The sequence below is a fragment of the Roseateles sp. P2_H4 genome, from assembly GCF_056403315.1.
The window spans coordinates 25,476-52,272 of sequence record NZ_JBFUFR010000024.1; the positions used below are offsets into that span (position 1 = coordinate 25,476).

General features: G+C 68.7%; 24 protein-coding genes. 7 read left to right on the top strand and 17 right to left on the bottom strand.

The window, feature by feature from the left end; all coding sequences use genetic code 11:
* Window positions 1-3 precede the first annotated feature (3 nt).
* From AC1DW3_RS18405 to AC1DW3_RS18435, 7 genes are all read right to left on the bottom strand, one after another.
* The gene (locus AC1DW3_RS18405) at window positions 4-429 is read right to left on the bottom strand and encodes an NUDIX domain-containing protein (RefSeq protein ID WP_477933529.1); all 426 of its coding nucleotides are present in this window, start codon (window positions 427-429) and stop codon (window positions 4-6) included.
* Window positions 426-1,292 carry an ATP-binding protein gene (locus AC1DW3_RS18410; RefSeq protein ID WP_477933531.1) on the bottom strand — a complete coding sequence of 289 codons (867 nt, stop codon included), beginning with the start codon at window positions 1,290-1,292 and terminating at the stop codon, window positions 426-428. Before AC1DW3_RS18410 ends, AC1DW3_RS18405 begins: the two co-directional genes overlap by 4 nt.
* 23 nt (window positions 1,293-1,315) lie before the next feature.
* The gene (gene slmA / locus AC1DW3_RS18415; protein ID WP_477933532.1) at window positions 1,316-1,945 is read right to left on the bottom strand and encodes a nucleoid occlusion factor SlmA; all 630 of its coding nucleotides are present in this window, start codon (window positions 1,943-1,945) and stop codon (window positions 1,316-1,318) included.
* Between the two features lie 10 nt (window positions 1,946-1,955).
* Window positions 1,956-2,642, bottom strand: a complete 687-nt coding sequence (locus AC1DW3_RS18420; protein ID WP_477933534.1) for a response regulator — start codon at window positions 2,640-2,642, stop codon at window positions 1,956-1,958.
* Between the two features lie 80 nt (window positions 2,643-2,722).
* Window positions 2,723-3,406: a pyrimidine 5'-nucleotidase gene (locus AC1DW3_RS18425; RefSeq protein WP_477933536.1), complete on the bottom strand. Its 684-nt coding sequence runs from the start codon at window positions 3,404-3,406 to the stop codon at window positions 2,723-2,725.
* Window positions 3,407-3,465: 59 nt separating this feature from the next.
* Entirely contained in the window at window positions 3,466-4,371 is a 906-nt protein-coding gene (gene argB / locus AC1DW3_RS18430; RefSeq protein ID WP_477933538.1) for an acetylglutamate kinase, read from the bottom strand.
* A gap of 47 nt (window positions 4,372-4,418) precedes the next feature.
* Window positions 4,419-4,628, bottom strand: a complete 210-nt coding sequence (locus tag AC1DW3_RS18435) for a hypothetical protein (protein WP_477933540.1) — start codon at window positions 4,626-4,628, stop codon at window positions 4,419-4,421.
* A 92-nt stretch (window positions 4,629-4,720) separates the two neighbouring features.
* Here AC1DW3_RS18435 and AC1DW3_RS18440 point away from each other — a divergent pair, with 92 nt between their 5' ends.
* From AC1DW3_RS18440 to AC1DW3_RS18465, 6 genes are all read left to right on the top strand, one after another.
* Window positions 4,721-5,614: a cation diffusion facilitator family transporter gene (locus tag AC1DW3_RS18440; protein WP_477933542.1), complete on the top strand. Its 894-nt coding sequence runs from the start codon at window positions 4,721-4,723 to the stop codon at window positions 5,612-5,614.
* A 172-nt stretch (window positions 5,615-5,786) separates the two neighbouring features.
* Window positions 5,787-6,467, top strand: a complete 681-nt coding sequence (locus AC1DW3_RS18445) for a choice-of-anchor J domain-containing protein (protein ID WP_477933544.1) — start codon at window positions 5,787-5,789, stop codon at window positions 6,465-6,467.
* 83 nt (window positions 6,468-6,550) lie between these two features.
* Window positions 6,551-7,102, top strand: coding sequence for a post-PEP-CTERM-1 domain-containing protein (locus AC1DW3_RS18450; RefSeq protein ID WP_477933546.1), 552 nt, complete (start codon window positions 6,551-6,553; stop codon window positions 7,100-7,102).
* Window positions 7,099-8,544, top strand: coding sequence for a PA domain-containing protein (locus tag AC1DW3_RS18455; protein ID WP_477933548.1), 1,446 nt, complete (start codon window positions 7,099-7,101; stop codon window positions 8,542-8,544). Before AC1DW3_RS18450 ends, AC1DW3_RS18455 begins: the two co-directional genes overlap by 4 nt.
* Before the next feature lie 69 nt (window positions 8,545-8,613).
* The gene (gene dtd / locus AC1DW3_RS18460; RefSeq protein ID WP_477933550.1) at window positions 8,614-9,054 is read left to right on the top strand and encodes a D-aminoacyl-tRNA deacylase; all 441 of its coding nucleotides are present in this window, start codon (window positions 8,614-8,616) and stop codon (window positions 9,052-9,054) included.
* Window positions 9,054-9,407, top strand: a complete 354-nt coding sequence (locus AC1DW3_RS18465; RefSeq protein ID WP_477933552.1) for a cupin domain-containing protein — start codon at window positions 9,054-9,056, stop codon at window positions 9,405-9,407. The genes dtd and AC1DW3_RS18465 overlap by 1 nt, the downstream gene beginning before the upstream one ends.
* Here the strand turns inward: AC1DW3_RS18465 and AC1DW3_RS18470 are convergent.
* From AC1DW3_RS18470 to AC1DW3_RS18515, 10 genes are all read right to left on the bottom strand, one after another.
* Complete coding sequence (locus tag AC1DW3_RS18470) at window positions 9,404-12,688, bottom strand: hypothetical protein (protein WP_477933553.1); 3,285 nt, start codon at window positions 12,686-12,688, stop codon at window positions 9,404-9,406. The two genes, AC1DW3_RS18465 and AC1DW3_RS18470, sit on opposite strands and share 4 nt — an antisense overlap.
* Window positions 12,685-13,407, bottom strand: coding sequence for a carboxylesterase family protein (locus AC1DW3_RS18475; protein WP_477933555.1), 723 nt, complete (start codon window positions 13,405-13,407; stop codon window positions 12,685-12,687). The genes AC1DW3_RS18470 and AC1DW3_RS18475 overlap by 4 nt, the downstream gene beginning before the upstream one ends.
* Window positions 13,404-16,361 carry a glucosidase family protein gene (locus AC1DW3_RS18480; protein ID WP_477933557.1) on the bottom strand — a complete coding sequence of 986 codons (2,958 nt, stop codon included), beginning with the start codon at window positions 16,359-16,361 and terminating at the stop codon, window positions 13,404-13,406. The genes AC1DW3_RS18475 and AC1DW3_RS18480 overlap by 4 nt, the downstream gene beginning before the upstream one ends.
* Window positions 16,358-17,170: a carbohydrate ABC transporter permease gene (locus AC1DW3_RS18485; RefSeq protein ID WP_477933559.1), complete on the bottom strand. Its 813-nt coding sequence runs from the start codon at window positions 17,168-17,170 to the stop codon at window positions 16,358-16,360. The genes AC1DW3_RS18480 and AC1DW3_RS18485 overlap by 4 nt, the downstream gene beginning before the upstream one ends.
* On the bottom strand, window positions 17,167-18,063 hold the full coding sequence (locus tag AC1DW3_RS18490) for a carbohydrate ABC transporter permease (RefSeq protein ID WP_477933561.1): 897 nt from the start codon (window positions 18,061-18,063) through the stop codon (window positions 17,167-17,169). Before AC1DW3_RS18490 ends, AC1DW3_RS18485 begins: the two co-directional genes overlap by 4 nt.
* Window positions 18,060-19,331: a sugar ABC transporter substrate-binding protein gene (locus AC1DW3_RS18495; protein WP_477933563.1), complete on the bottom strand. Its 1,272-nt coding sequence runs from the start codon at window positions 19,329-19,331 to the stop codon at window positions 18,060-18,062. The genes AC1DW3_RS18490 and AC1DW3_RS18495 overlap by 4 nt, the downstream gene beginning before the upstream one ends.
* A 2-nt stretch (window positions 19,332-19,333) precedes the next feature.
* Complete coding sequence (locus AC1DW3_RS18500) at window positions 19,334-20,755, bottom strand: glucoamylase family protein (protein WP_477933565.1); 1,422 nt, start codon at window positions 20,753-20,755, stop codon at window positions 19,334-19,336.
* Window positions 20,756-20,816: 61 nt separating this feature from the next.
* On the bottom strand, window positions 20,817-23,750 hold the full coding sequence (locus AC1DW3_RS18505) for a TonB-dependent receptor (RefSeq protein WP_477933567.1): 2,934 nt from the start codon (window positions 23,748-23,750) through the stop codon (window positions 20,817-20,819).
* Window positions 23,751-23,793: 43 nt separating this feature from the next.
* A complete protein-coding gene (locus tag AC1DW3_RS18510; RefSeq protein ID WP_477933569.1) occupies window positions 23,794-24,810 on the bottom strand; it encodes a LacI family DNA-binding transcriptional regulator in 1,017 nt (338 codons plus the stop codon).
* A gap of 7 nt (window positions 24,811-24,817) precedes the next feature.
* Window positions 24,818-26,173, bottom strand: a complete 1,356-nt coding sequence (locus AC1DW3_RS18515) for a GH1 family beta-glucosidase (RefSeq protein ID WP_477933571.1) — start codon at window positions 26,171-26,173, stop codon at window positions 24,818-24,820.
* A gap of 208 nt (window positions 26,174-26,381) precedes the next feature.
* On the opposite strand from AC1DW3_RS18515, the gene AC1DW3_RS18520 reads away from it, so the two are divergent.
* Window positions 26,382-26,795: a hypothetical protein gene (locus AC1DW3_RS18520; protein ID WP_477933573.1), complete on the top strand. Its 414-nt coding sequence runs from the start codon at window positions 26,382-26,384 to the stop codon at window positions 26,793-26,795.
* Window positions 26,796-26,797: the final 2 nt, after the last annotated feature.

Below are 26,797 nucleotides of genomic sequence, written 5' to 3' on the forward strand. Positions count from 1 at the left end.
GTTTCAGTCTAGGTGAGTGGGGCCGACATGGCCGCGCTCCGCGGCAAACCAATCCAGCACGGGGAAAGTGCCCGGCAGCACCGGCTTCACCTGCACCGGCAGGCTGGCCCAGGCCATCTGCTGGTTCTCCAGCATCTGGAACTCACCCGTCCACTCGAACACCTTGCAGAAGTTCAGCCGCACCAGTGCGTGGGGGTAGTCGAAGATCTCCGTCTTCCACGGGTAGGCGGCAGCTATCTCGATGCCGATCTCCTCGCGCAGCTCGCGCGCCAGCGCCTGCTCGACGGTCTCGCCGGCCTCGACCTTGCCGCCCGGGAACTCCCAGTAGCCGGCGTAGACCTTGCCCTCGGGGCGCGAGGTCAGCAGGAACTGGCCGTCAGGGGCGACGAGAACGCCAACCGCCACTTCGGTGATGGGACGTTCACTCATTCGGCCCGCCCCGCCATGTCGCGCGCGAATTGGTAGGCCACGCGGCCCGACCGCGAACCCCGCTCCAGGGCCCAGATCAGGGCCTGCTGGCGCGCGCCTTCGATGGCGGTGTCGTCGAGGCCGAAGTGGCGCAGCCACTGCGCCACGATGGCCAGGTATTCGTTCTGGCTGAAGGGATAGAAGCTGATCCACAGGCCGAAGCGCTCGGACAGCGAGATCTTCTCTTCCACCGCTTCGCCGGGATGGATCTCGCCATGCTCGCCATGGGTGCCCGAGAGGTTGTCGACCATCTTCTCGGGCAGCAGGTGGCGGCGGTTGCTGGTGGCGTAGATCAGCACGTTGTCGGTGGCGGCCGCGACCGAGCCGTCGAGCACGCTCTTCAGCGCCTTGTAGCTGGCCTCGCCTTCGTCGAAGCTCAAGTCGTCGCAGAAAACGACGAAGCGCTCCGGGCGGGCGGCGACCTGTTCGACGAGGTCCGGCAGGTCGACCAGGTCGGCCTTGTCGACTTCGATGAGGCGCAGGCCCTGGGCCGAGAACTCGTTCAGCACGGCCTTGATCAGCGAGCTCTTGCCCGTGCCCTTGGCGCCCGTCAGCAGCACGTTGTTGGCCGGCTTGCCGGCGACGAACTGGGCGGTATTGCGCAGCAGACGCTCCTTCTGCGGCTCGACTTCCTTCAGATCCGACAAGGCGATGCGGCTGATGGCACGCACCGGCTCCAGGCACAGCGCGCCGTGCCGTCGGCGGGCGCGGAAGGCGGTGGACGCGGCCCAGTCGGGCGGCTTGGCGGCGTGGGGCAGCACCGCTTCGAGGCGGGTCAGCAGGCCCTCGGCGCGGACAAGGAAAGATTCCAGAGCGGCAGACATCGCCGCAGTTTAGGCCGGCAGGCTCAGGCGATCGCCTTGAGCGAGGCTTCCAATTGCTCGGTCGGCAGCCGCTTGAAGCCCGAACGCGCATAGCGCTGCAGCCGGCCGATGATGAAGCTCACCCAGACCGAAGCCTGGGCGTTGGCCTGCACGGTCGGCGTCAGCGAGCCCTGCGCCTCGGCCGCGGTGCGCAGCACCTGGCGCAGCGAGGACTCGATGCGGTCGAAGAACTGGTTCATGCGCGCCACCAGGCGCTCGTTCTCGTAGACGAGGGCGTCACCCACCATCACGCGTGTCATGCCGGGGTTCTTCTCGCCGAACTGCAGGATGACGCTGGCGATGCGCGCGGCCTTGCCGGGCGGCGGCAGGGGGTGCGGCGAGTCGGCGATCTGGTTGACCAGGCCGAAGACGCTGCCCTCGATGAAGTCGATCAGCGCCTCGAACATCTGCGCCTTGCTGGCGAAGTGGCGGTACAGGGCCGCCTCGCTGACGTCGAGCTTGGCGGCCAGCGCCGCCGTCGTGACGCGGTCGGCGCCCGGCTGCTCCAGCATGCCGGCCAGCACCTGCAGGATCTGCGTGCGGCGCTCGCCGGGCTTGGGGCGCTTCTTCGGGCTGGAAGTGGGGTTGTCGGCGGCGGGCTGGTCAGCGTCCATGCCGACGATGCTAATCGCGCAGCCAGCCTAAACGGCGCGCTTCGTAGATCGCTTCCACCTTCGAACGGACGTGCAGCTTGCGGTAGACCCGCTTGACATAGGTCATCACCGTGTGCGGCGAGACCTGCATGAACTGCGCGATCTCGTCGAAGGTGAAGCCCTTGGCGGCCAGGTGCAGCACGCGCGACTCCTGCTCGGAGAGGGCGACGACCTCTTCGTCCGCCATCGTGGCGGCCATCGCCTCGGGCGACGGGCCGGTGGAGCCCTGGCTGCCAGGCGCCAGGCGCACCAGCAGACGGCGGGCGATGACGGGGCTGATGGGACTGCCGCCGGCGCGCAGCGAGCGCAACTGGCCGGGCAGGTCCAGCGCCAGGCTGTCTTTCAGCAGATAGCCGGTGGCACCCGCCTCGATGCTGGCCACCACATGCTGCTCGTCGCCAAACACGGAAATGACCATGACCTCGCACTGCGGCCGTGTCTGGGCCGCATGGCGGATCAGCTCGATACCGCTACCACCAGGCAGGTCCAGGTCGACGAGGAGGACGTCGGGCTGGAGTTGGTCGAACATGCGCCGGCCCTGGGGCAGGTCGGGCGCGATGCCCAGCAATTCAATGTCGGGCACGCTGCCGAGGGCATGCGTGAAGGCCTCCCGGAAGCGGGCTTGGTCTTCGACGATCAGGACCGAGAACGGGGACATGGACTCTGTGGGACTCTTCAAAGCGGGGAACCCCCATTGTCCGACGAAGATTCCCCCTCAGCCATGCGCGTCTTCCTTCATTACTGGGGGGAACGTAACAACGCGGCCAGCGAGCGTACCCGCCGGTCCACATAGGCGGGGCGGTGCTGCAGGCGCCGGCCATCGGCCGCCTTGCGCAGCCAGCGTTGCATCCAGACCGTCCCCATCCCCAGGCTGCGGGCCGCTTTCTGGTGGATCAGCGTGTCCTCGACGAGGATGCACTGCTCCGGTCGCAGCTTCAGCCGCGCCAGCACGATGCGGAACATGCGCGTGTCGGGCTTGGGGCGGGAGTGGCCGAAGATGATCATGTCCTCGACGCAGATCAGCCGCTCGAACACGCCGGTCAGGCCGATGGCCGCCAGCACGCGCTCGGCATAGCTGCGCGGCGCATTGGTCATCAGCAGCTTGCGCCCGGGAAGCCGGCGCAGCGCGGACAGGTCGTGGCCATGGCCGTGCAGATGCGCCTCCAGCCCGGGCAGCCTGTGCGTCTCGCGGAGGAAGTGGGCCGGCTTCACGCCATGGTGGCGCTGCAGCCCCGTCAGCGTCGCGCCATAGCGCTGCCAGTAGACGGTGCGCAGCACGGCGGCCTCCTCCTCGGTCAGGCCGAGGTAGGTGACCATATAGGCCGACATGGAGGTGTTCAGCTCGGCGAACGCGCGGTGCGAGGCGTTGTGCAGCGTGTCGTCGAGGTCGAACAGCCAAGTCTTGGGGCTTCGTCGACTCATCGTGAGCTGATCATCGCAAGTCCTCCCCTTCGGCTCAGACGCGGCACGAGCATTTCGTCTCATCGAGACGAAATCATCGTGCCGTAGGCCTGATCCGTCAGGATCTCCAGCAACATTGCATGCGGCACGCGGCCGTCGATGATGTGCACGGCATTGACGCCGCTCTTGGCCGCGTCGATGGCGCCGGCGATCTTGGGGATCATGCCGCCGCTGATGGTGCCGTCCTCCACCAGCTCGTCGATGCGGCGCGGCGTCAGCTCGGTCAGCAGCTCGCCCTGCTTGTCCAGCACGCCGCGGATATTGGTCAGCATCAACAGCTTCTCGGCCTGCAGCACCGTGGCCAGCTTGGCGGCCACGACGTCGGCGTTGATGTTGTAGCTCTCGTTGTGCTCGCCGAAACCGATGGGGCTGACGACGGGGATGAACTGATCGTCCTGCAGGGCCTTCACGACGCTGGGGTCGATGGCGACGATGTCGCCGACCTGGCCGACGTCGTGCTCCTTGCTCGGGTCGTCCTTGTCCAGCATGCGCAGCTTGCGGGCGCGGATCATGCCGCCGTCACGCCCCGTCAGGCCCACGGCCTTGCCACCGGCGGCATTGATGAGGCCGACGATGTCCTGCTGCACCTGGCCAGCCAGCACCCACTCGACGACTTCCATCGTCTCCTCGTCGGTGACACGCATGCCCTGGACGAACTCGCCCTTCTTGCCCAGGCGGCTCAGTGCGCCTTCGATCTGCGGCCCGCCACCGTGCACGACGATGGGATTCAGGCCGACGAGCTTGAGCAGCACGACGTCCTCGGCGAAGTCCTGCTGCAGGGCCGGGTCGGTCATGGCGTTGCCGCCGTACTTGATGACGATGGTCTTGCCGTGGAACTTGCGGATATAGGGCAGGGCCTGGGAAAGGATCTCGGCCTTCTCGCGCGGCGCGATGTGGGAGACGTCGGTGGCGTGGGGGGTGGTCATGGCTGCTCCGGGGGGACTTGCCGTCATTCTAGGAAGGGCCCGGGCACTCAGGCCCGATCCTTGAACACCATCTTGCATTGGCGCTTGTAGGCCCACCAGGCCGAGAGGCTCGCCGTCGCCAGTGCCGACAGCGCCGCCCAGGTGGCGACCGACGCATAGCCGAAGCCGGTGTCGCGGCGTTGCAGCCATTCGACGGCGCCGAGCAGCGCCGCGGCCAGCAGGAAGACCTGCACGAAGCGCAGCAACCAGAACCTCACCAGAATCTTCGCCACTGCGGGCCCCGCGTCGAACAAGAAGGTGGGCGGCATTGTTGCCTGCCAGGGCCCGCACCATGGCGAGAATGCGGGGCATGCAAGCCAGCGCCTATCTGAAGCTCTCCATCGCGACGGCCCTCGTGACGATCGCCCTGAAGACGGCCGCCTGGTGGTGGACCGGCTCGGTCAGCCTGGCTGCCGATGCGCTGGAATCCCTCGTCAACCTGGCCGGCGCGGTGTTCGCGCTGGCCATGGTCACGCTCGCGGCCCAGCCGCCGGACGAAGGCCACCCCTATGGCCACCACAAGGCGGAGTATTTCTCCAGCGGCTTCGAAGGCATCCTCATCATCGCGGCGGCCCTGGGCATCCTGTGGGGCGCCGCGGACCGCTGGCGGCACCCGCAGCCGCTGGAGTCCATCGGCCTGGGCGTGACGCTGGCCGTCGTCAGCTCGGCGCTGAACGGCTGGATGGCCTGGGCCATGCTGCGCAAGGCCCGCGAGGTGCGCTCGGTCGCGCTGGCAGGCGATGCGCGCCACCTGATCACCGACGTCTGGACCTCGGCCGGCGTCGTGGCCGGTCTGCTGGGCGTCATGGCCACCGGCTGGCATTGGCTGGATCCGCTGCTGGCCGTCATCGTGGCGCTCAACATCCTGCGCGAGGGTGTGCACCTGATGCGCGAATCCACTGGCGGCCTGATGGACCAGGCCCTGGACGCCGAATCCATGGCCGAGGTGATGGCGGTGCTGGATGGCTTTCTCCATCCGCATGCCATCCGTTTCGATCACATCGCCAGCCGCGTGGCCGGCCAGCGCCGCTTCGTCGACCTGCATATGCACATGCCGGCGAGCTGGACGCTGGGCCGCGCGGCCGCGCTGCGCGTGGACGTGGAGCAGGCGCTGATGAGCGCGGTGCCGGGGCTGCGCGCCAGCATCCAGCTGCTGCCCATGGACGTCGAGGCCCACACCATGGACCAGGAAGACCTGCTGTGATCGCCGCGCCGCAAGCCCTCTCTCGCCCCTGATTTCCCATAGGCGCAAAGTCCTGCCGGCGCCACCTCGGGATCGCAATTTTCGGGAATGTCCCGCCCCGCGACTTGGGGTTGTTGCTGGCGGCGGTGGGACGTAGTGTCAGTGCCATTGCGGCCGAAATGGGGTCTTCATCATGAAGCAGCTATTGGCAGGACTGGCGCTCGTCGCGCTCGGGGCACCGGCGCTGGCCATGCCGACCTTGGTCGAAGGCTTCGACGACATCAGCCTGCTGGGCGCCGCCGGGTGGAACCAGATCAACAACAGCACGCCGGGCGGCAGCACGAGTTGGTTCCAGGGCGATAACGTCAGCAGCTTCCCGGCCAGCTCGGGCGCCGCCGACTCCTATATCGCCTCCAACTTCAACGCCGCCAGCTTCGGTGGCGCGATCAGCAACTGGCTGATCACGCCGATGCTCACCCTGCACAACGGCGATGTGCTGAGCTTCGTCGTGCGGGTGGCCGGCAGTGGCTTCCTCGATACGCTGGAAACCCGCCTGAGCCTGTCCGGCGCCAGCAGCGACGTCGGCGCCACCACCTCCAGCTTCGGTGACTTCGCGATCCTGCTGGGCAGCTATTCGTCGACCAATGACGACGGCTGGGTGACGCAGAACTACACCATCTCCGGCCTGGCCAGCGACACCCTCGGGCGGCTCGCCTTCCGTTACGTGGTGGGCGACACGTCGGTGGACGGCAACTACATCGGCGTGGACACCGTCCAGGTGAACGCCGCCGCTCAGCGGCTGCCCGAGCCGGACACGCTGGCGCTGAGCGCGCTCGCGCTGGCAGGCCTGTGGCGGATACGCCGCCGAACCTGAGCTTCGTTCGGCCGCGCTGGCCGACCATCACGGCCCACCGGCGCCGGCCCTTTGTCTAAGTCGTGAACTAGCAAGGAGCAAGCATGGATCTGCATACCTTCCATTTGCGGCCGGTATCCGCCGCGGCGTCGGTGGCCTTGATCATGCTGGCGGCGCCAGCCTGCGCAGCGGAAGGCCCCGCAACCGACAGCGCATCAGGCCAGGCCGCCAGCGGCATCATGAGTTTCCCGCATGTGCGCGTGATCAATGCGCCCGTGGCAGGCGCGGGCAAGGCAGCCCAGCTGCCAGCCCAAACGCCCGCGATGACCGCCTTCATCGACCCGGCCACCGGCCAGCTGGTGCAGCCCACGGCCGAGCAGGCGGCGGCGCTGCAGGCTGCTGCCGCCGCTGCCGCTGCCTCGCGGCAAGCGGCCAAGACCAACGGCCGCGCGCGCGCCATGGCCGTGACCCAGCCCACCATGCTCTACGGCCCCGACGGCAGCGTGGGCATGACGCTCGACGACAGCTCGGCCAGCTATGCGGTCGCGCGCAAGGACGCCAAGGGGCGGCTGCAGCAGGCCTGCGCACCCACGGCAGAGGCCGCCATGGCGCAACTCGAGGCCGCCGACCGGGCAGCAAAGGGAGGGCAAAAGTGAACCACCACCTCACCGCAACCCCGGCGCGCACGGTGCTCCGCGGCGCCCTCCTCGGCGGCATCGGCCTGGCCTTCTCCGCCCTGACCTTCGCCGCTTCGACCATCGTGATCGTCAATGGCGATCCAGCCGGTGTCGGCTTCAATGACGCCACCCCGGCGGCACCCGTGGGCGRCAACCCCGGCACCACCCTCGGCCAGCAACGCCTGAACGCCTTCCAGGCTGCCGCCAACACCTGGGGCGCCACCCTCACCAGCAGCGTCACCATCCGCGTGCTGGCCACCTGGGAAGCCCTGACCTGCACCGCCACCGGCGCCGTGCTCGGCAGCGCCGGCGCGACCGAAGTGTTCCGTGACAGCCCCAGCATGCCGGTGCCCGGCACCTGGTTCGGCAAGGCGCAGGCCAATATGTTGGCTGGCGTCGAACTCGACCCCGCGACCGCCGACATCCGCGCCCGCTTCAACATCAACCTGGGCCAGGCGGGTTGCCTGACCGGCATCTTCTTCTACCTCGGCCTGGACAACAACCACGGCACGAACGTCGACCTGGTGACCGTGCTCACGCATGAGTTCGGCCATGGCCTGGGCTTCCAGACCTACACCAACGCCAGCAGCGGCGCACAGCTCGCGGGCTTTCCGAGCATCTGGGACCACTTCCTGCAGGACGCCGCCACCGGCAAGCTCTGGAAGAACATGACCAATGCCGAGCGGGCCGCCTCGTCGCTCAAGAACGGCAAGCTGGTCTGGACGGGCAGCAACGTCAACGCCAACCTGGCCACCGTGCTGCAGGCCGGCACGCCGCTGCTCAGCATCAGCATGCCGGCCTCGGTGGCGGGCAACTACTCGGTCGGCACGGCCTCCTTCGGGCCGGCGCTGTCCAGCCCCGGCCTGACCGGAGAGATCATGCCCGTGGTCGACACGGCGCCCAATCTCGGCCTCGCCTGCAACCCGCTGTCGGCGGCCAATGCCCTGGCGGTCACGGGCAAGATCGCGCTGGTCGACCGCGGCGTCTGCACCTTCAACGTCAAGGTCAAGAACGCCCAGAACGCCGGCGCGATCGCGGTGATCGTGGCCGACAACGTGGCCGGTTCACCGCCACCCGGCCTGGGCGGCACGGACGCTACCGTCACCATCCCGTCGGTGCGCATCACCCAGGCCGACGGCGCAGCGCTCAAGGCGGCGTTGGCCACCCGCACGCGCACGCGTTCGGGCATGTTCGCCAACCTGGGGGTGGATCTGTCGGTGCGTGCCGGTGCCGACGGCGCCGGCCGCATGCTGATGTTTGCGCCCAACCCCTTCCAGGGCGGTTCGTCCGTCTCGCATTTCGACACCAGCGCCTTCCCCAACCTCTTGATGGAGCCGTCGATCAACGGCGACCTGAGCCACTCGGTCGTGCTGCCCAAGGACCTCACCTACCAGTTGCTCAAGGATATCGGCTGGCTTTGAAGGGGCGCTGGGGTCGGGCGCCCCGCCCTGTGCTGCAATCCCGGCAGGATCACAGCACAGGAGGAGCACTTGATCAGTCTGCTGCAGCGTGTCGCGCAAGCGCGCGTGGAGGTGGCCGGGCGCGTCACCGGCGAGATCGGCCAGGGTCTGCTGATGCTGGTCTGCGCCGAGCCGACGGACAGCGAAGCGACGGCCGAGAAGCTGATTGCCAAGGTGCTGAAGCTGCGCGTCTTCAGCGACGACGCCGGCAAGATGAACCGCAGCCTGCAGGACGTGGCCGGCGGCCTGCTCATCGTCAGCCAGTTCACGTTGGCGGCCGACACCAGCGGCGGCAACCGGCCGAGCTTCACCGGCGCGGCGCCGGCCGAGCAGGGCCGGCGGCTTTACGAACACACGCTGGCATTCGCACGCAGCCAGCATGCTGTCGTCGCCAACGGCGAGTTCGGCGCCGACATGCAGGTCCACCTCGTCAACGACGGGCCGGTGACCATTCCGATGCGGATGGGCTGATGGCCAAGATCGTCCACATAGCTTCGACCACCGGCCTCGAGCCCGTGCTTGACCAGCCGCGCGAAGACCGCTGCGTCAGCGGTGCGCCGCGGCGCCAGACCTGGACGCTGCACGAAGCCGGCCCGATGAGCGCCGGCATCTGGGCCTGCGAGGTCGGCCGCTGGCGCATCGTCTTCCCCGCCGGGCGCCAGGAGTATTTCCACGTGCTCGAAGGCCGCGTGCGCCTGCACGGGCCGGACGGTGCCGTCGACATCGGCCCGGGCCAAGGCGGCGTCATCCCGCCGGGTTTCGAGGGCGAGTTTGAAGTGCTGGCGCCGGTACGCAAGCACTTCGTCCTCGTCGACGTGGGCTAGCCGAGCTCGATCGTCCAGCGATTCACGCTGCCCGGCGCCGGTCGCGCCAGCGCCAGCGCGCCCATGCGGTAGGCATGCGGGCGGCGCAGGGCGGTGATCTCCTGGCCCGACTCGTCCCGCACACGCACGACGCCGTGGCCGCGCGGGCCGACGCGGTAGCTCAGCTCGAAGCGCAGGTCCGCCAGCGTCAGCTGCACGGTCAACCCGTCCAGCACCGCCGGCATGACGGGGTCGACGACGAGGCCGCCCTGCTCCAGCCTCAGCCCGAGCAGCGAGTTGATGACCAGGCCCAGCGCAATGCCCGGGCCGCTGGAGTAGATGCGCCAGCCACCGTCCAGCGCCACCTCGCCGGCCAGCGCACGGCCATAGTGGGCCTGGGCCTCGTAGCGGTCGGCGAAAGCGGCGTCGGAGCTGGAGTAGTAGCAGTTGGCCTGGCGCCGGCTCGCGCTCGGCACGCGGTCCGTCAGCGCGATCGGGTGGGCAAGCGTGAGCGCGTGCAGGAAGGCCTCGGCGTGGCCGAGGTGGGCCAGCATCTGCGCATAACGCAGATGGGCATGCATATACATGATGCCGATCTCGCGGCCGAAGAAGGTGCTGGTCTCGGCGCGCTGGAAGAGCTGCGAGGGGCCGCCGCGATAGGGCAGCGGCGCGTCGAACAGGCGGGCGCCATCGGGGCCCTTCAGGTGCTGCTCGATCAAGGCAGCCTGCACCGCCGCCTGCTCGGGCGTGAAGAGCTCGTCGATGACGGCATGCATCATCGGCAGCAGGCTGTAGCGCAGGCCGGTGCGCGTGTCGCGCGGATGGATCCACAGCTCGCGTTCGCCCTGCTCGGGGAAGAGTGCATAGCCGGCGACGACATCGTCCTGCACCAGCAGGCGCTGGAACTCGGCGCGCACGCCCATGGCTTCGGCCGTCAGCGCGGCGGCTGCATCGGCGCGGCCGAGGCGGCCCAAGGCCGTCGCCAGCGTGTGCAGCATCTGGTGGTGCAGCGTGACCGTCCAGGCGCTGCAAAGGCGCTCGCGCAGGGCCGGGTCGGCCGGCTGCAGCGAATCGTTCCAGTCGCCATGCCAGTAGGCGGCCAGGCCCGTGCCGGGCACGACGCGCTGGCGGATCAGCGCCAGCGCTTGCTCGACATGCGCAGCCAGGCTGACTGCCTCACCACCGTGGAAGGGCAGCACCTCGTCGAGCAGGCCGGCGTCGCCGCTGGCGATCAGGTATTGCGCCAAGGCCAGCAACGGCCAGAAGACGATGTCGCCATGCGAGTCACCGGCACGGATGTTGGACTCGCGCTCGAAGAACATGAACCACTGCGGCCAGTCGCCGTCGGGGTTCTGGGCCGCGAAGACGCGCAGCAGCAGGTCGCGCACGGGAGCGGTCTGGCCGAGCGCCAGCAGCATTTCCAGCGGCCCCTGGCAGACATCGCGCGTGCCCCAGCCGCCACCCGAATACTGCTCAAGGCCGCGCGGCGACAGATAGTGCACCAGGGCGTTGTGGGCATACCAGGGCAGGATGTCGCTGAGCTGCGCCAGGGCCGGGTGCTGCCATTGCGGCAGCGCCAGTGGCTGGGCCGGCGGCGGCACGGTCTCGAGCAGTTCGCCGCGCAGCGCCAGTGAGAAGGTGTGGGACGGCGAGAAATCCAGGCAGACCAGGGGCTCGCCGCGGCTGACGCCGTCGTCGAACAGCCGGCCGTCGTCGCCGACGATGGACAGGCCCGGCGCTTCGACAACGAGGCCGCCGCCGGGGAAGCGTTCCGCCAGCTCGCTGCCCTCGGGCGGTGTGATGCGCAAGCGGTAGTCGCTGTGCTCCCACACAGGCTTGGCCGGCGCGGCACCATCGTCACCGCCGACCGCCAGGTTGAGGCTGGCCCGCAGGCGCAACGCGCGGCCCTTGAGCACACGCAGGCTCAGTGCCATCGCATCCGGCGCGGCGCCGGCCGACGCGATGACCTCGATGACGCCGGTATCAAAGGCATACAGCCAGCGGCAGCGCTGCGGCTGGATCTCGAAGGCCGACGGCAGGCCAAGCAGCTCCCAGTCGCAGGCTTGCTGCTGCACGAACAGCCGCAAACCGGCCGTGCCGAACAGGCCGAGCAGGCTGCGCTGCGTAGACAGCAGGCGGTTGATGCTGACATGGCCCTGGGTCAGCATGGAATGGAAGACGCCGCCCATCCAGCAGGTGGACGTCAGCGCGCCCTCGTCGGGCACGAGGTGGTCGCCGCTGCGCAGGATGTGGCCATGCGGTCGCTGCACGAGCAATTCCTTGGCGCGCAATACGACGTGGCGGCTCTCATCGGCGAAGAAGCTCAGCAATTGGCCGTCCTGCCACTCCTCGTGGCGGCGCTCTCCGGGCAGCCAGGCCGCCAGGTCCTCGGCGCTCAGCTCGCGGCTGGCCAACATCTGCGCGCTGGCGAACAGGCTGGGCGCGGGCGCCAGGCCAGGCGCGTCCAGCATGGCAGACGGTTGGGCTTCGGGCAGCGCCAGCACGGCGGGCAGGCGCCCCAGATCGACATCGCCGCTGGCCTCGGGGTGGTGGGGCTGCAGCGCCAGGAAGAAGCCAGCCGCCGTGCGCTCGCCGGGCGCCAGCGCGATGGCCTCGTCCTGCAGTGCGACGACGGCATGCTCGTGCTGCAGGCGCCGCCCCGGCAGGCCGCTCAGCAGGCCTGGCGGCGGCGCGCCCTCACGCGCGGCATGGCCCCACACCTGGCTGGCGTCGGTCGCGAAGCTGTCGGCGCGGCGCAGCGAACCCGCCAGCAGCCAGGGGTGGCGGCCGCTCTGGGCCTGGTTCTGGCGCGCGGCCAGCAGGGCACCGTGGCGGGGGTGCTGCAGCGGCTGCAGATCGATGTAGTGGCTGACGTAGAACTCGTTGGTGCGCGCGGCGCCATAGTCGGCCAGACCGACGTCCTGCACCAGCACGGGCGAGATCTCGCAGGCGGTGTCGCCCAGATTCGCGGCCTGCAGATGCCAGAACAGCACGGGCTCGCTGGCCGACAGGCGCAATTGCAGCCGCAAGGCCAGGCCCTCCCATTCACCGCGCATCTCGAAGCCGCCTGCATCGCTGTGCACGCTCAGCGGCGAGCGCGGCCCGAGCAGCGGCACGATGCGCCAACCGCCATCGCCCGCCTCGCGGCGGCGCAGCCAGACATTGGCCAGCCCGCCTTCCAGCTCATTGCCCGGAAAGAGGTTGAGCATCAGCGCCGGCCCGAACATCAGCCGGCGCAAGGCGCCGTGGGACAGCAGCTCGGCTTGGAGGCCGGCCGGATTGCTAAGCGAGTGAGCGGTCATGTTTGTCGCTGCGCCAACAGCCAGGGCAGCAGATCGGGGTCTTGATAGGCGGGGGTCCAGGAGTCGTGGCCGACGCCGGGATAGATGGTGAAGCTGACCCGGCCGCCCACGGCGCGCAGCGCGTCGACGCAGGCCTGCTGGCCGGCCAGCGGCACGGCGGTGTCGGCATCGCCGTGATAGGCGCGCACCGGCACCTCGCGCATGGCCTCGACGGAGACCGGGTCGCCGAAACCGCAGACCGGCGCGATGGCTGCGAGGTCGCGCGGATAGGCGCTGGCCCAGTTCCACACGCCGTGCCCCCCGAGGCTGAGGCCGGTGGCGAGGCTGCGCCGGCGGTCCACGTAGAGCCGTGCCTGCAGGGCCAGCATCAGGCGGTGCAGGCGCTCGGGCTCCCAGCGCGCGCCGTCTTCGAGTTGCGGGCTGACGATGATGAACTGCGGGTTCACGCCGCGTGCCGCCCAAGACGGCGGGCCGTGGATCTTGACCTTCTCCAGGTCGGTGCCGCGCTCGCCAGAGCCGTGCAGGAAGACCAGCAGCGGCCAGCGCTCGCGCCTCTCGGTATAGGCGCGCGGCAGCGACACCCACATGCGCTCGCCCTCGATCTCCCAGGCCCGCTGCTCACCAGCGGCCAGGCCGGCAGGTGGCGTCGGCGGCATGGCCGCGCAGGCGCTGAGCAGGGCGGGCGTCGTCAACAGCAATTGGCGGCGGTTCATCGTCATGGCGTGGGCTCCAGCTGAACGGTGGTGGCGTTGGCGGGCAGCGGCAATTCGCGGCCCTGCCAGCTCAGCGCTTGAGTTTCGACGTTAGCGCGCGGCAACGACCCTGCGCCAGGCCAGGCCAGGCGCATCTCGCCGCCCAGCCGCTCGGGGCGGCGGTCGATGTGCAGCGTCCAGCCGCCGTCGGCGCGCTTGAGCAGGCGATAGTCCAGCCGCCCCCAGGCGGTGGACAGGCCCGCGACGCCGATGTCGCCCGCCTCGCGCCAGCTCGCCGGCAGGCCAGCGCCGAGCACCAGGTCGGTTTCGGTCTCATAGGCGAGCAGGTCCAGGGCCGAGCGCAGATAGTCGGACGAGACCCAGGCATGGGGCATGTCGCCGAGGAAGCCCGGCTTGCGCACATCCGGCCGCACAACCTCGGCCCACTGGTTCCAGCCCGCGGGGCGCTGGTGGCCGAAGAACCAGGCCAGCAGCCGGTGCGCTTCGTCCGCCCGGCCCAGTCGCACCAGGGCGCTGACATTGCGCAGCTCGTAGGGCGTGTAGTCGGCCCAGGCCTTGCGGCCCTCGATGCGGGCCAGGGCCTCGGCCCAGTAGCGGTCGAAGGTGGCGCGCAACAGTTCGGGCGCGAGATGGCCAGCCTGGGCCGGGTTCAGCGCCATCGTCGTGGACGTCGCATCGAAGTCGCCGCGATCGGCGGCGCCGGCGATGTGATCGATCTTGTAGTGCTTCGCGGTCGCGGCGATGGAGGCGGCAAGGTCGGCTGCGAACTCGTCGCGCGACACCGCCCAGCGCACGGCTTGCGCCGTGTCGCCCAGGGCCTGCGCGATCTGTACCGCGTCCTTGTAGCCGCGCAGGGCCCAGAAGTCGTCCCAGTAGGCGTAGGCGGCCTTGTCCGAATAGCCCTCGTGGCTGATGGAGGGCGGCATCAGCCCCTTGAAGCGCGGGTCGGCATCGGGCTTGCGCTCGCTCTGGCGCAGAGTTTCCATCCACGCGACGACGCGCTGCACCTTGGGCCAGTGGCGCTCCAGCAGCGCGCGGTCCTGGGTATGGCGCCAAAGTTCGGCGACGGCGAACAGGTATTGGCCGTGGCTGTCGTTCTCGACGACGGGATCGGCGCCGCGCTGATCCACGCAGCAGGGCACCTTGCCGGATTCGAAGATATGGCCGCCGAACCAGTCGACGAACTCCCTCGCCGCCTGCGGCTCGCCCATGCGCACCAGGCCGGCCACCATCATGGCGCCGTCGCGCACCCAGGAGCGGGCATAGGAGCGGGTGCCGGGTCGCAGCGCCGGGCCGTCGCGCGACATCAGGATCTGGGCCAGCGCGCTGCGCAAGGTGTCGGCCACTGGCTGGGCCTGCGGCGGCAGCTGCAGCTCCAACACGCCGAGGCGGTCGCGCCATTGCGCGGCGGCCACGGCGAAGCGGGCGTCCAGCGTGGCGGTGTCGCCATTGCCCGTCACCCAGCCGAAGCTGCGCGACTCGCCAGGCGCCAGCTCGACGTCAAAGCGCAGCAGCGCCGAGGGCAGGCTCTCGACATCGCGCAGGTGCGTGAGCGGCGGCGCCTGCTGCAGCGCGGCCAGACCCGGGCCGCTGCTCCAGGGCGCGGCGCGGACTTCGGTGGGCGCCTCGCGCGGCGTCAGGCGCAGTCCCGGTGCCGTCAGCGCGCCCTCGGCCCAATGCAGGGAAGGCAGCGGGCTGATGCCGCCCTGCGTCGACAGGAATTGCTGCGGCGGGTTGACCTGCCAGGGGCGCAGTGCGAGCAGCAGCGAATAGTGCTGCGGTTTCGGCGTCGGGTTGCGCAGCGTGTAGCGGGCCAGCAGCTTGGGATCCTTGGCCGGGCCGTCGGCGGCGGCTTCGACGCGCAGCTCCACGTCCGCATGCCGCCACTGCACGACGGGCAGCGCGTGCTCGACGAGGCTGTGCTCGATGCGAGCCTGGGCCCAGGTGACGAGGCGGCCGTCATCCAGCCGCACAGCGGGTTCGACGCTGGGGCCGCCACGGGCCAGCTCGATGGCGCCGTCTTCGCTGACGAGGCCGGAGCGCTGGGCGCCGCCGTCGACGCCGACGACGGTCCAGTAGTTCTGCTCGCCGAGGAAGGCGCGCGGCAGCTCACCACGCGGCAGCGCGCGGGCGAGCTCGGCGACAGCGGCGTTGCTGTCGGGCCATTGGGCGGCGTCACGCAACTCGAGCTCGGGCGGCTTTTTGCCCTCGTAGCGCAGCCGGATCCAGCGCCACTCCTGCTCGCCGAGGAAGAGGGCCCGGCCGGGGCGTGCGGACAGCAGCTTCCAGCGCCGGTTGTCGTCCGACACCTCGACCCGCAGCGGCGCGCCGCTGGCGAACCACAGGCCGTTGAACTCACGCAGCTGCTGGAAGTCCAGCGTCACCTCGCCGGCCCCCTGCTTGCGGCGCGGTTCGGGCCAGGCCTTGGGCGCGGGCTCGCGCGGCTCGCGGCCGATCGCGCCGACACACAGGGCCCCGGCCCCACCGCCATCCTGCTGGCCGGCGACGACGACAAACTCGATGAACTGGCTGCGCTTGAGCACGCGGTCTTCGGTCGGGCCCCAGGCGAAGGCGATGTGACGGCGCTTGAAGCGCGTCTCGGTCAGCGTGTCGGGCAGGGCCAGCGCCGGGCGGTGGATCCACCAGACGTTGTCGCCGCTGGCATCGACGAATTTGATCTGTACGTCGTTGCCCGCGGTCTTGCCCTTGAGCTGGGTGGTCAGCGCGAAATCGGCCGGCCAGTCCAGCGGCAGTTCGCGGCGCAGCACGGCATAGCCGGAGACGCCGGCGAAGTCGTAGTCGAGGCAAAGGGAGTCGTCGCGCGCGTCGCGGCGCAGGCTGGCCTTGACCTGGTCGGAGGCCGTCGCTTTCCAGCGGCTGGCGTCCTTCATGTCGTCCAGTACGACGGCGCCCGCGCAGGGAGCGGCCAGCAGCAGCAGGCAGGCCAACACCTTCTTCATTTCACGCTACCCATCAACAAGCCCTGCATGTAATACCGCTGCAGGGCGACGAACAAGGCCAGCACCGGCAGCACCGTGATGACGGCGCCGGCCATCATCAGCTCGCTGTCCTGCACATGCTCGCGCGACAGCGCGGCAAGAGCGACGGGCAGCGTGTGCATCTCGCCGTCGGTCAGCACGATCAGGGGCCACATGAAGTCGTTCCAGCTGCCGAGGAAGGCGAACACGGCCAGCGTGACCAGAACGGGCTTCAGCGTCGGCAGCACGACGCTCCAGAAGATGCGCCACTCGCCGGCACCATCCAGCCGCGCCGCCTCGAGCAACTCGTCCGGCACGCCGCGCGCGTACTGGCGCACCAGGAAGATGCCGAAGATGCCGGCCATGCTGGGAATCAGCACGCCCATCCAGGTGTTCACCAGGCCCATGCCCTTGAGCATCAGGAAGAGGGGCAGCATGGCGACCTGGCCCGGAATCACCAGGGCCGCAATCAGCAGGCCGAAGACGCGCTCGCGGTGGCGAAAGCGCAGCTTGGCGAATGAGTAGCCCGCCAGCGTGTTGAAGCTGACCGAGAGCAGCGTGCTGATGACGGCCAGGGCCAGGCTGTTGACGAAGGCGCGCTTCAGGCCGCCGTCGCCGAGCAGCTGCTGGTAATGCGCCAGCGTCGGGTGCTGGGGGATCAGCGGCGGTGGCAGGCTTTGCGCCGTGCCGGCGGGCATCAGCGACACGCAGACCATCCACACCAGCGGGAAGGCCGCCAGCGCGGCAAAGGCCCACAGCAGGCCGTTGACGAAGACCGTTTTGGGCTTCATGCGCCCTCCCCCGTCAGCCGCCGCTGCATGGCGATCAGGCCCTTGCTGACGACGACGATGATGATGAAGAGGACGAAGGCCACGGCCGAGGCCAGGCCCAGGTTCCACCACTTGAAGCCTTCCTCATACATCAGATAGAGCACGCTGACCGTGCTCTGCAGTGGCCCACCCTGGGTCATCACATAGGGCTCGGCAAAGAGCTGGAAATAGCCGGCCGTCGTCAGGATGGTGACCATCAACAGCGTCGGCGCGATGCTGGCCAGCGTGATGTAGCGGAACTGCGCCCAGGACTTCGCGCCGTCGAGCTTGGCGGCCTCGTACAGGTCGTGGGGTACGGCCTGCAGCGCGGCGATGAAGATGATCATGTTGCCGCCGAAGTTCTTCCAGGCGGCGAACAGGATGATGGTGGGCATGGACCAGTGCGGGTCGCCCAGCCAGTCCACCGGGTCCAGGCCCAGCGATTGCAGCGTGTAGTTCACCAGGCCGTACTTGACGTGGAAGAGATAGCGCCAGATGACGGCGACGGCGACCAGCGTCGTCACGACGGGGGCGAACAAGGCGGTGCGCAGCAGCGGCTTGAAACGCACGAGCTTGCTCTGCAGCAGCACGGCCGCAGCCAGCGAGACGCCGATGGACAGCGGCACGCCGAGCACGACGAAATAGAGGGTGTTGCCCAAGGCCTTCCAGAACAGTGGCAGGCCGAGCACGTGCAGATAGTTGTCCAGGCCCTGCCAGCGCAGATTGCGCAGGTCGGCCAGGGCATAGATGTCGAAGTCGGTCAGGCTGAGTGCCAGGCCGGCGATGACCGGCACGCCGAAGAAGAGGGCAATGACGATCAGCGCCGGGGCGGCGAAGGCCCAGGCGGCGAGCGATTCTTTGCCGGCGTGCTTCATGCGCCAGCCTTTCGGTCCAGCATCCAGCGCCGCTTCTCGAGGATGCCGTCGACGAGGGTGTCCAGCCGCTTCACCGTCGTGTCGAGGTCGGTCACGCCGTGCACCGCGCGCGTCGCGGCGAGCTGCATCTCCTTCTCGATGCGCTCCCATTCGGGCACGGCCGGCGCCGCGCGCACGCGCTGCAGCTGACGGTGGAAGGCGGCGGCGTGCCTGTCCTCGGCCAGCGTCGCGCCGTTCAGCGGCAGGGCCCAGGCGCTGCGCCGCGCCGGCAGATCGCCGGTCAGGCGGTAGAACTCGAGCTGCACATCGGGCCGGCTCAGATAGCTGATCAGCGCCCAGACCTCGGGCTTGTGCTGCGAGCGCTTGAACATCGCGAGGCTGGCGCCGCCAGCGAGGGATGCGCCGGGGCCGTTCGGGCCGGGCAGCTCGGCGGTGATCCACGCATTGGCCAGTTCGGCCGGCAGGCGGCGCTTGAACTCGCCGATGTCCCAGGGCCCCGACATATAGAAGGCGAAGTTGCCGCGGCCGAACTCCTGCCAGAGGTTGCCGATCTGCACCTCGCTGACGCCGGGCGCCTCGCCGCGCTGGAAGCGCTCCAGGTAGAAGCCCAGAGCGGTGCGAAAGCCCGGCGACGAGAAGTTGCCGTAGCGGCCGCCGTCACGCAGCACCTCGCCCGGCTGCTGCAGGGCCAGGGCCAGCAGCGGCGCGGACTCGTTGGTTGGCAGCAGCATGGGCTTGTCCATGCCGTGCTGGCGCAGAGTGGCCAGTGCCACGCGCCAGTCGTCCCAGCTCACGGGCATGGACGGGATGCCGGCACGCGCCAGCAGGTCCTGGCGCACGAACATCAGCCGCGTGTCCACATACCAGGGCAGGCCCACGCGCTGGCCGCCGGGCGCATTCGTCGCCCAGATGCCGTCGAAGTAGTCGCCCGGTACAAGAGCCGGCGTGCGCGCCAGCCAGGGCTCCAGCGCCTCCAGCGCGCCCAGGGCCTGCATCTCGGGCAGCCAGGTGTTGCCGACCTGGGCGAGGTCGGGCGTCGCGTCGCCGGCGAACGCGGTCAGCAGTTTTTCGTGCGCGGCCGTCCAGGGCAGTTGCTCGACCTTCACGCGCACGCCGGGGTGCTCGCGCTCGAAGGCCGGCATCAGCTCGGCCACGACCTCGCTCTCGCGGCCCATGGCCCAGAAGCGCAGCGTGGTCGTGCCGCTGTCGCGCGCGCAGCCCGTCAGGGCCGCTGCAGCGGTGGCACCGAGCAGGTCACGACGGCGCATGGTCAACCGAGCCAGCCCCCGGTGAAGCCGGCGCGCTTCAGGCCTCGAACCAGATGCGCGTTCTTGCGCATGACCTGCCACACCAGCTCGCCGCGGTGGTTGCCCATCATGGCCAGCAGGGGGCCCTGGTCGATGCCCAGCATGTCGGTGTCCACCCAGCCCTTGCCGGGCTCGATGCGGCCATGCGTGAGACGCACATCGGGGTAGTTGAAGCTGGGATTGAAGGCATCCCAGAAACCATAGCGCCCCCAGGTGTGCGGGTAGCGCTCCTTGATGGCCATCAGCGCCGGGATGACGATCTCGGGCGCGAAGGCGATGGAACTGCCGGCCGCATAGGGCGCCAGCGTGCCATCGTCGTACAGGCCCATGCCGCGGCCGGCATAGCTGATGAAGCGGCGCTTCTCGGTCTTGCCGGCGGTCGTCTTGTAGGCCAGCTTGATGTCGGCGGGGCCGTCGCTGGCGCTGACGCCCCAGACCTCGGCGCTGTAGCCCTGCCAGCCCAGTGGGTTGGCGGCGGCGTAGTCGCGCTGCACATAGGTGGCGCGGCGCGAGTTCTCGAAATAGTCCAGGCCCTTGGCACGCATATAGGCGTCGCGAATGCCGCGGAAGTCCACCCAGCAATGCGTGAACTGGTGGCCGAACAGCGGCGGGAAGCGCAGCAGGGTCTGGCCGTGGCTCTCACCCCAGCTGTGCTCGTCGTAGGTGCTGAGCCAGGCGTCGTAGGCCTCGGGCAGCACCGGCCGCGTGGGCGAGCCCAGGGCCAGCAGATAGACCATCATGGCCTCGTTGTAGCCCTTCCAGTCGCTCGGAATGAAACCCTTCTCGGGCGACCAGCCGTGGCTGATGGACGGCGGCCGCACCTGGGCCCAGGCCCAGTCGACGCGGCCGTAGAGCTCATCCACCAGCTTGCGGATGGCGGCCTCGTCGGCATGCTCGCCATCGAAGTAGCTCTGGGCATGCAGGGCGCCCATCAGCAACAACGCCGTGTCGACGGTGGACAGCTCGCACTGGGCGAAGCGCAGGCCCTCCTTCATGTCGAGGAAGTGATAGAAAAATCCCTTGTGGCCGGCCACGCCGGTCTTGCCCGGGCCCTGCGGCAGGCCGGCGAAGAAGCGCAGCGTCGTCAAGGTGCGCTCGCGCGCCTGGGCTCGCGTGATGTAGCCACGCGCCACGCCGACCGGATAGGCGCTCAGCGCGAAGCCGACGGCCGCGATGCTGGCGAAGGACGGCGTCGGCCAGCGGTCGGGTGCCAGGCCGGTCTTCGCATCCGTCGTCTCCCAGAAGAAGTCGAAGGTGCGACGCTCGAGGTCGGCGAGGAAGGTGACGGCCGCGGGCGCCGCCGTCTCGGCCCAGCTGGGCAGGTTGGCGGCCAGGGCAAGGCCGGCGCCGTGTGCGAGGACGGCGCGTCGGGTCAGCAGACTCATGATGGGGGTGATTGTGGGAGCCGGCCTTGCATTCGGCGCAGCCAGCTCCCGGACTTCAGGATCAGAACGTGTAGCTGGCGCCCAGCTTGAACTGCCGCATCGAACCGCGCACGCCGGTGCGGGTGTCGAAGTGGTCGTTGTCGCCACCCAGCGCGTTCTTCGGCGGCGTGGCGCCACCGCCGACCCAGTCGTCGTAGTAGCCCCAGTTGGCGGTGTTGAACAGGTTCAGCACGTCGACACGCAGTTGCAACTCGCCGCCGTAGACCTTGAAGTTCTTCGCCAGCGCCATGTCGAGTTGCTTGAACGTGTCGGAGCCGCGCGAGACGGCGACGCAGCCGTTGGGCCCGTCGAAGCCGGTGTGGCAATCAATCACGCGCCGCGGCTGGCCGTCACCCACAGTCAGCTTGCCGGACAGCTGCATGCCCCAGGGCAGCTTGTCCATCAGGCCGCCGACCACCAGGCGGTGCTTCTCGGCGTCCTTGGCAGGGCGGAAGCCGTACGTGCCCTTGCCGTAGGTCCAGTCGAAGATGTCATCCGACCACTCGTTGTTGGTGGTCTTGGCGTCCGTGTACGTGTAGGCGACGGTCATGCTCCAGCCGCTGGCCTGGGTGTAGGGCTTGTCCAGCGACAGGAACAGGCTGGTGGCCTTGTTCTGGCCGGCGAAGTCGCCCAGCACCACCGTGCCGAAGTTGCGCGGCGCGCCGCCCCAGAACGGGTCTACCGAGTTGGAGTTGCCGAAGCCGCCGTTGAAGTCGCGGTTGCCGTTGAACCAGATGAACTGGTTCTTGGCGTGGATCTTGGAGACCGCGACGTCCATGTTCCACATGCCCAGCGCCTGGCGCACGCCCAGGCTCATCTGGTCGGCGAACGGCATCTTGAAGTCGTTCTTGATCATCCAGATTTCGCCACCGGGCGCTGCGTTCTTCTGCAGTTCGTCCAGCGCGTTGTTGGCCATCTTGCGGTCGTAGCTGCGGCCCCAGCCGCCGTAGATCACCGTGGCCTTGTTCCCCAGCAGGTCGTACGACGCACCGACACGCGGTGCGAAAGCACCCTTGAAGGCCTTGCGCGAGTTGCCGGTGGAGATGTAGTCGGCAATGTTGATGCCGCCCTTGGCCAGCGACTGCGCATATGTCTGGCCGGCAGGTGCGGTGACGCCACCAATCGTGCGGCCATCCAATGCGTTCAACCCGGCGACCCGGTCAGCCGGCGTCACGTAGTCGTTGTTGAGCATGTTGTCTTCATAGTCCCAACGCGCGCCGAGATTCAGCTCCAGCTGCTTGGTGAGCTTCCAGTCGTCCTGCAGGTAGATGCCGTACTGGTTGTTCTTGAGGTTGGCAGACGCTGTTGGAATGGGCAGCCGAATGTTGCACTGGTCACTGGACAGGCCATTGCTGGCAACGTTGGTGCCGGTACAGGCAAGACCGTTGAAGTACGGCTGCCCGGTCGTCGTGTTCAGCACGGTGTCGATCGCCGCGACGCGGAACGCCGTGCCGCTGAGGTCGTACTTCATCGCCCTGAACTGCACGCCGCCCTTGATGACATGGCCGGCCATGCCGGTGTAGGTCAGGTCGTCCTTCAGGTAGACGCCGCTCTGGCGGCGGTCCTGCGAGTTGGGCGAGCCGCCGGTGAAGAAGATGTCCTGGACATTCTTGATCTCATTGGTGGGCGAGTACTTGTGGCGGACCAGCGGGTCGGCGGAGTCCGACTGCGGGTTCCATTTGCTGCTTTCCCAGCCCACGCGGGCTTCGTTGAGCCAGTTGTCGCCGGTGTACTCGTGCGTGGCATCCAGGCGGTAGGAGTTGTTGTTGTTGTTGATCGCAGTGGTCGGCGAAAAGCGGTCGCCATCGACCGAGTAGCCGGTTTCCTTGCGCAGCGTGGTGGAGATATCCAGGCGCTGGCGGTCGTCAATCTCGGCGGACAGCTTGCCGAACACGAGATGCTCCTTGAACTGGCCCTTGAAGGAACCTTGCTGCGCAATGAGGGAGGGGACGACGCCCGGGCTGCCCGGGTACTTGTCCAGGTTCGTCGCCGTCAGCTGGCGGGGCTTGTCGAGCGACTTGCCGTCGTACGCCAAGAAGTAGTGCACCTTGTCCGGCACCACGGCGCCGCCGATGCTAAAGCCGGCTTCGATCTGCTTGTTGGACGGTGTCGGGATGCCGTTGGCCTCATCCTGCTTCTGGATGGGGCTCAGCGAGGTCCAGTTACTGCCCGTGCGATTGACGTAAACGTTTCCATGCGTTTCATTGGCGCCCGATTTCGTGACTGCGGCAATGGCCACGCTGGACACCTGGTCGAACTCGGCCTTGTAGTTCTGCGTCAGCACCCGGTATTCGGCGATGGCAGTCTGCGGGAATGGGTTGCCGCGACTGGTGTCCTGGCCGGACACGCCGCCACGCAGGACGTTGTTCTTCTGGCCGACGCCGTCGATGAAGACGTTGACCGAGTCAATGTTCTGCGAGCCGCCGCGCAGCCGCGTGTTACCAGCCGGGTCGGTGTCGAAGCGCACACCGGGTGCGAAATCGGCTGCCGAAAGGAAGTTGCGAGAAGCCTGGGGGATGGCTTCGATCATCTTGTTGGAAACCGTCGTGCCGACCTGCGAGTCGATGACGCCCTGGCGCTGCGCGCTGCCCTGGACGACGACGGTGCCGAGCTGGGCGGTGCCGCTGGCGAAGTCCAGTGTGGCGTTCTGGCCGACCGACAGCGTGACGACGCTGCCGGTGCTGGCGCCGCCGACGCGGATCTCGTAGCTGCCCGGGTTCAGGCCGACCAGCACATAGCTGCCGTCCGCCAGCGTCTTGGTCCGGTAGGTGTTGCCGTTGGCCTTGTTGACGGCGACGACGTCGGTGCCGGCGGGTGCATTCACGCCTGCCGCGGTGATCGTGCCGCGCACGGTGGCGTTGGACGATTGGGCCTGGGCGGCGCCGGCCAGAACGAAGCAGACGGCCGTGGCCAGCGCGTGGCGGCGCCAGTGTTTGCAGTGGGAAGCGTTGCTCATGATGTCCTTGTCTCCTGGTTGTGTACTGTGGTTCGGACGGGATTCAGGTCTGGCTGCTGCCGCAGGACCGACGCACGACGAGCTGCACCGGCATGACGGTGGCGCTCGCGTCGGTCGCGTTGCTTGCGAGGGTGTCGGCCAGCGCGTCGAGCGCCTGACCGCCCAGGGCGGCAATGGGTACGTGCATGGTCGTCAGCGCGGGGCTGACATAGCGCGCGATGGGGATGTCGTCGAAGCCGGCCAGTGCCATGTCTTCGGGCAGGCGCACGCCAGCGGCCTGCAGGGCGCCGAGCAGGCCGATGGCCATGATGTCGTTGGCGGCGAAGACGGCGTCGGGCCGATCGGCCGCCGGCAGCGCCAGCAGCGCCGCCGCGGCGCGCTGGCCGCCGGCCTCGGAGAAGTCGCCTTCCAGCAGCCAGGGCTCGGCACCTTCGCCCAGTCCAACCAGGCCGGCGCGGTAGCCGCGTTCGCGCTCACGGGCCTCGAAGTTGGCCTGCGGCCCGCCGAGGAAGGCGATGCGGCGCCGGCCGCTGCGCACCAGGTGCTCGGTCATCGCGCGCGCACCGCCGAAGTTGTCGACGGCGAAGACGCGCTGCGTCGGCTTGCTGACGCCGGAGTTCAGCAGCACGGCCGGTAGGGCCGGCGGCAGGTTCTGCGACAGGAAGTCGTCGTCGGCATGCGGCGACATGACGATGAGGCCGTCGACACGGCCGTTCATCGCGCGCAGCGCGGCTGCGGCCTCGTTGGCGTCATCGTGGGAACTCGACAGCAGCAGGTGCAGGCCGCGCGCGCGGGCCGCCTGGTCGATGCCGCGGATCAGCTCGGAGAAGAACTCGCCGTGCAGGTCGGGCAGCAGCGCGCCGATGGTGTCGGTGCGGCGCGTGATGAGGCTGCGCGCCGCGCCGGATGGGCTGTAGCGCAGTTCGCGGGCGACTTCGACGATGCGCTGGCGCGTGTCGGGCAGCACGTTCTCGGCGCCGTTGAGCGCACGCGAGACCGTGGCAACCGACACGCCGGCGACGCGGGCGACATCCTTGATCGTGGCGGGAGAGACCGTCATCTTGTTCTCAGAGGTTGGCGCCATGGGAAGCGATGACATCAGCATAGAAGCGCGCGCTGGCCTTGGGCGTGCGCTTCTGTGTCTGAAAGTCCACATGCACGAGACCGAAGCGCTTGGCGAACCCAAGAGCCCACTCGAGGTTGTCGAACAGCGACCACGCGCAGTAGCCACGCACGTCGGCGCCACGGCTGATGGCGTCCTGCACGGCGGCGATGTGGGTGCGCAGATAGTGCACCCGCAGCGGGTCGTCGATGCGGCCGTCTATGGAACTGGGGGGGTCGTAGAAGGCGGCACCGTTCTCGGTGACGTAGAGCGGCAGGCCGCCGTAGCGCTCGTGCATCCACACCAGGGTGTCGGCCAGGCTTTGCGGGTGCAGCTCCCAGCCCGTCTCGGTGTAGATGCCGCCGGGCTGGCGCTGCGGCGCAGCGGGCACGGGCCAGGCCTTGGCGTCGTGGCGGACGACGGCGCGGGTGTAGTAGTTCAGGCCGAGGAAGTCCACCGGTTGCTTCAGCGCCTCGACCTCGGCGGCCGGCCAGTCCGGCCAGGCGTCACCGAAGACTTCGCGCAGCTCGTCCGGGTAGCTGCCCAGCAGCGCCGGGTCGAGGTACTGCCGGTTCATATAGGCGTCGGCCAGCCTGGCCGCATGGCGGTCGTACTCGCTGGCATCGGCAGGCAGATGCTTTGGCTCGATGTTGACGACGAGACCGATCCTGTTTTTGCCGGTCGCCCGGTAGGCCTGCACGCCCTTGGCGTGGGACTGCATCAGCCGGTGGGCCACGATGGCCGCCTCGAAGGCGCTCTTGTGGCCGGGCGCCAGCGTGCCATGCATGAAGCCACCGTCGGCAACGACCCAGGGCTCGTTGACCGTGACCCACATGGGCACGCGGTCGTCCAGCGCCTTGAAGCAGACCTGCGCATAGTCGGCGAACCAGTCCGGCATGTCGGGGTTGAGCCAGCCGCCACGGTCGTCCAGCGCGGCGGGCAGGTCCCAGTGGTGCAGCGTCGCCATCGGCGTGATGCCGGCGGCCAGCAGTTCGTCGACGAGGCGCTCGTAGAAGCCCAGGCCGGCCGCGTTCACCGCGCCACGCCCTTGATTTCGACCTTCAGGCAGCACCCGGTTCCAGGCGATGCTGAAGCGATAGGCGCTCAGGCCGAGCTCGCGCATCAGCGCGACGTCGTCCTTCATGCGGCGGTAGTGGTCGCAGGCCATGTCGCCGGTGTCGCCGCCGAGCACGCGGCCCGGCGTGCGCACGAAGCGATGCCAGTTGCTGACGCCGGCCCCGTCGGCCAGCGGCGAGCCTTCGATCTGATAGGCGGAAGTCGCGCAGCCCCAGAGGAAGCCGGGCGGGAACGGTTGTCTCATCCGTATGCCGACTCCGCTTGCACGGGTCGGTCTCTGCGTCGTCATGTAAACGTTTACATGCATTCTTTCCGTGAATACTTGACGAGTCAACAGCGTGTTTACCCGCTGCGTGAGCCACGGCTGCAGGGGCCTCTCCTGGCAAGTCCCGAATCGGGCACGTGCGGCGCGCTGCTATCGTCCGCCCGCCAAAAAAACCAGGGAGAAACGCATGTCCATTCAAGAAGACCCGATCGTCCGCAGCGCCGCCCGCTGGTTCTGGTGGATCGCCGGGCTGTCGCTCGTCAACGCCGTGATGTTCCACAGCGGCAGCGACGGCAACTTCGTCCTTGGCCTGGCCATGACGACGCTCGCGAACGCCATGTTCGCGTCGATGCTGCCGGTGGCCATCGCGCTGACGGCTCTGACCGTCGGCTTCTACTTCGCGATGGGCCTTTACGCCCAGCGCGGCAAGCTCTGGGCCTTCTATGCCGGCCTGGCGCTCTACATCGTCGACGCGCTCATCTATCTGAAGTTCGAGGACTGGATGTCGGTCGGCTTCCATGCGCTGGCGGCCTTCTTCATCGCCCGGGGCCTGATGCGCGTACGCGAGCTCGAACGCCTGCCCGCGCCCGAAGGCGCCTGAGC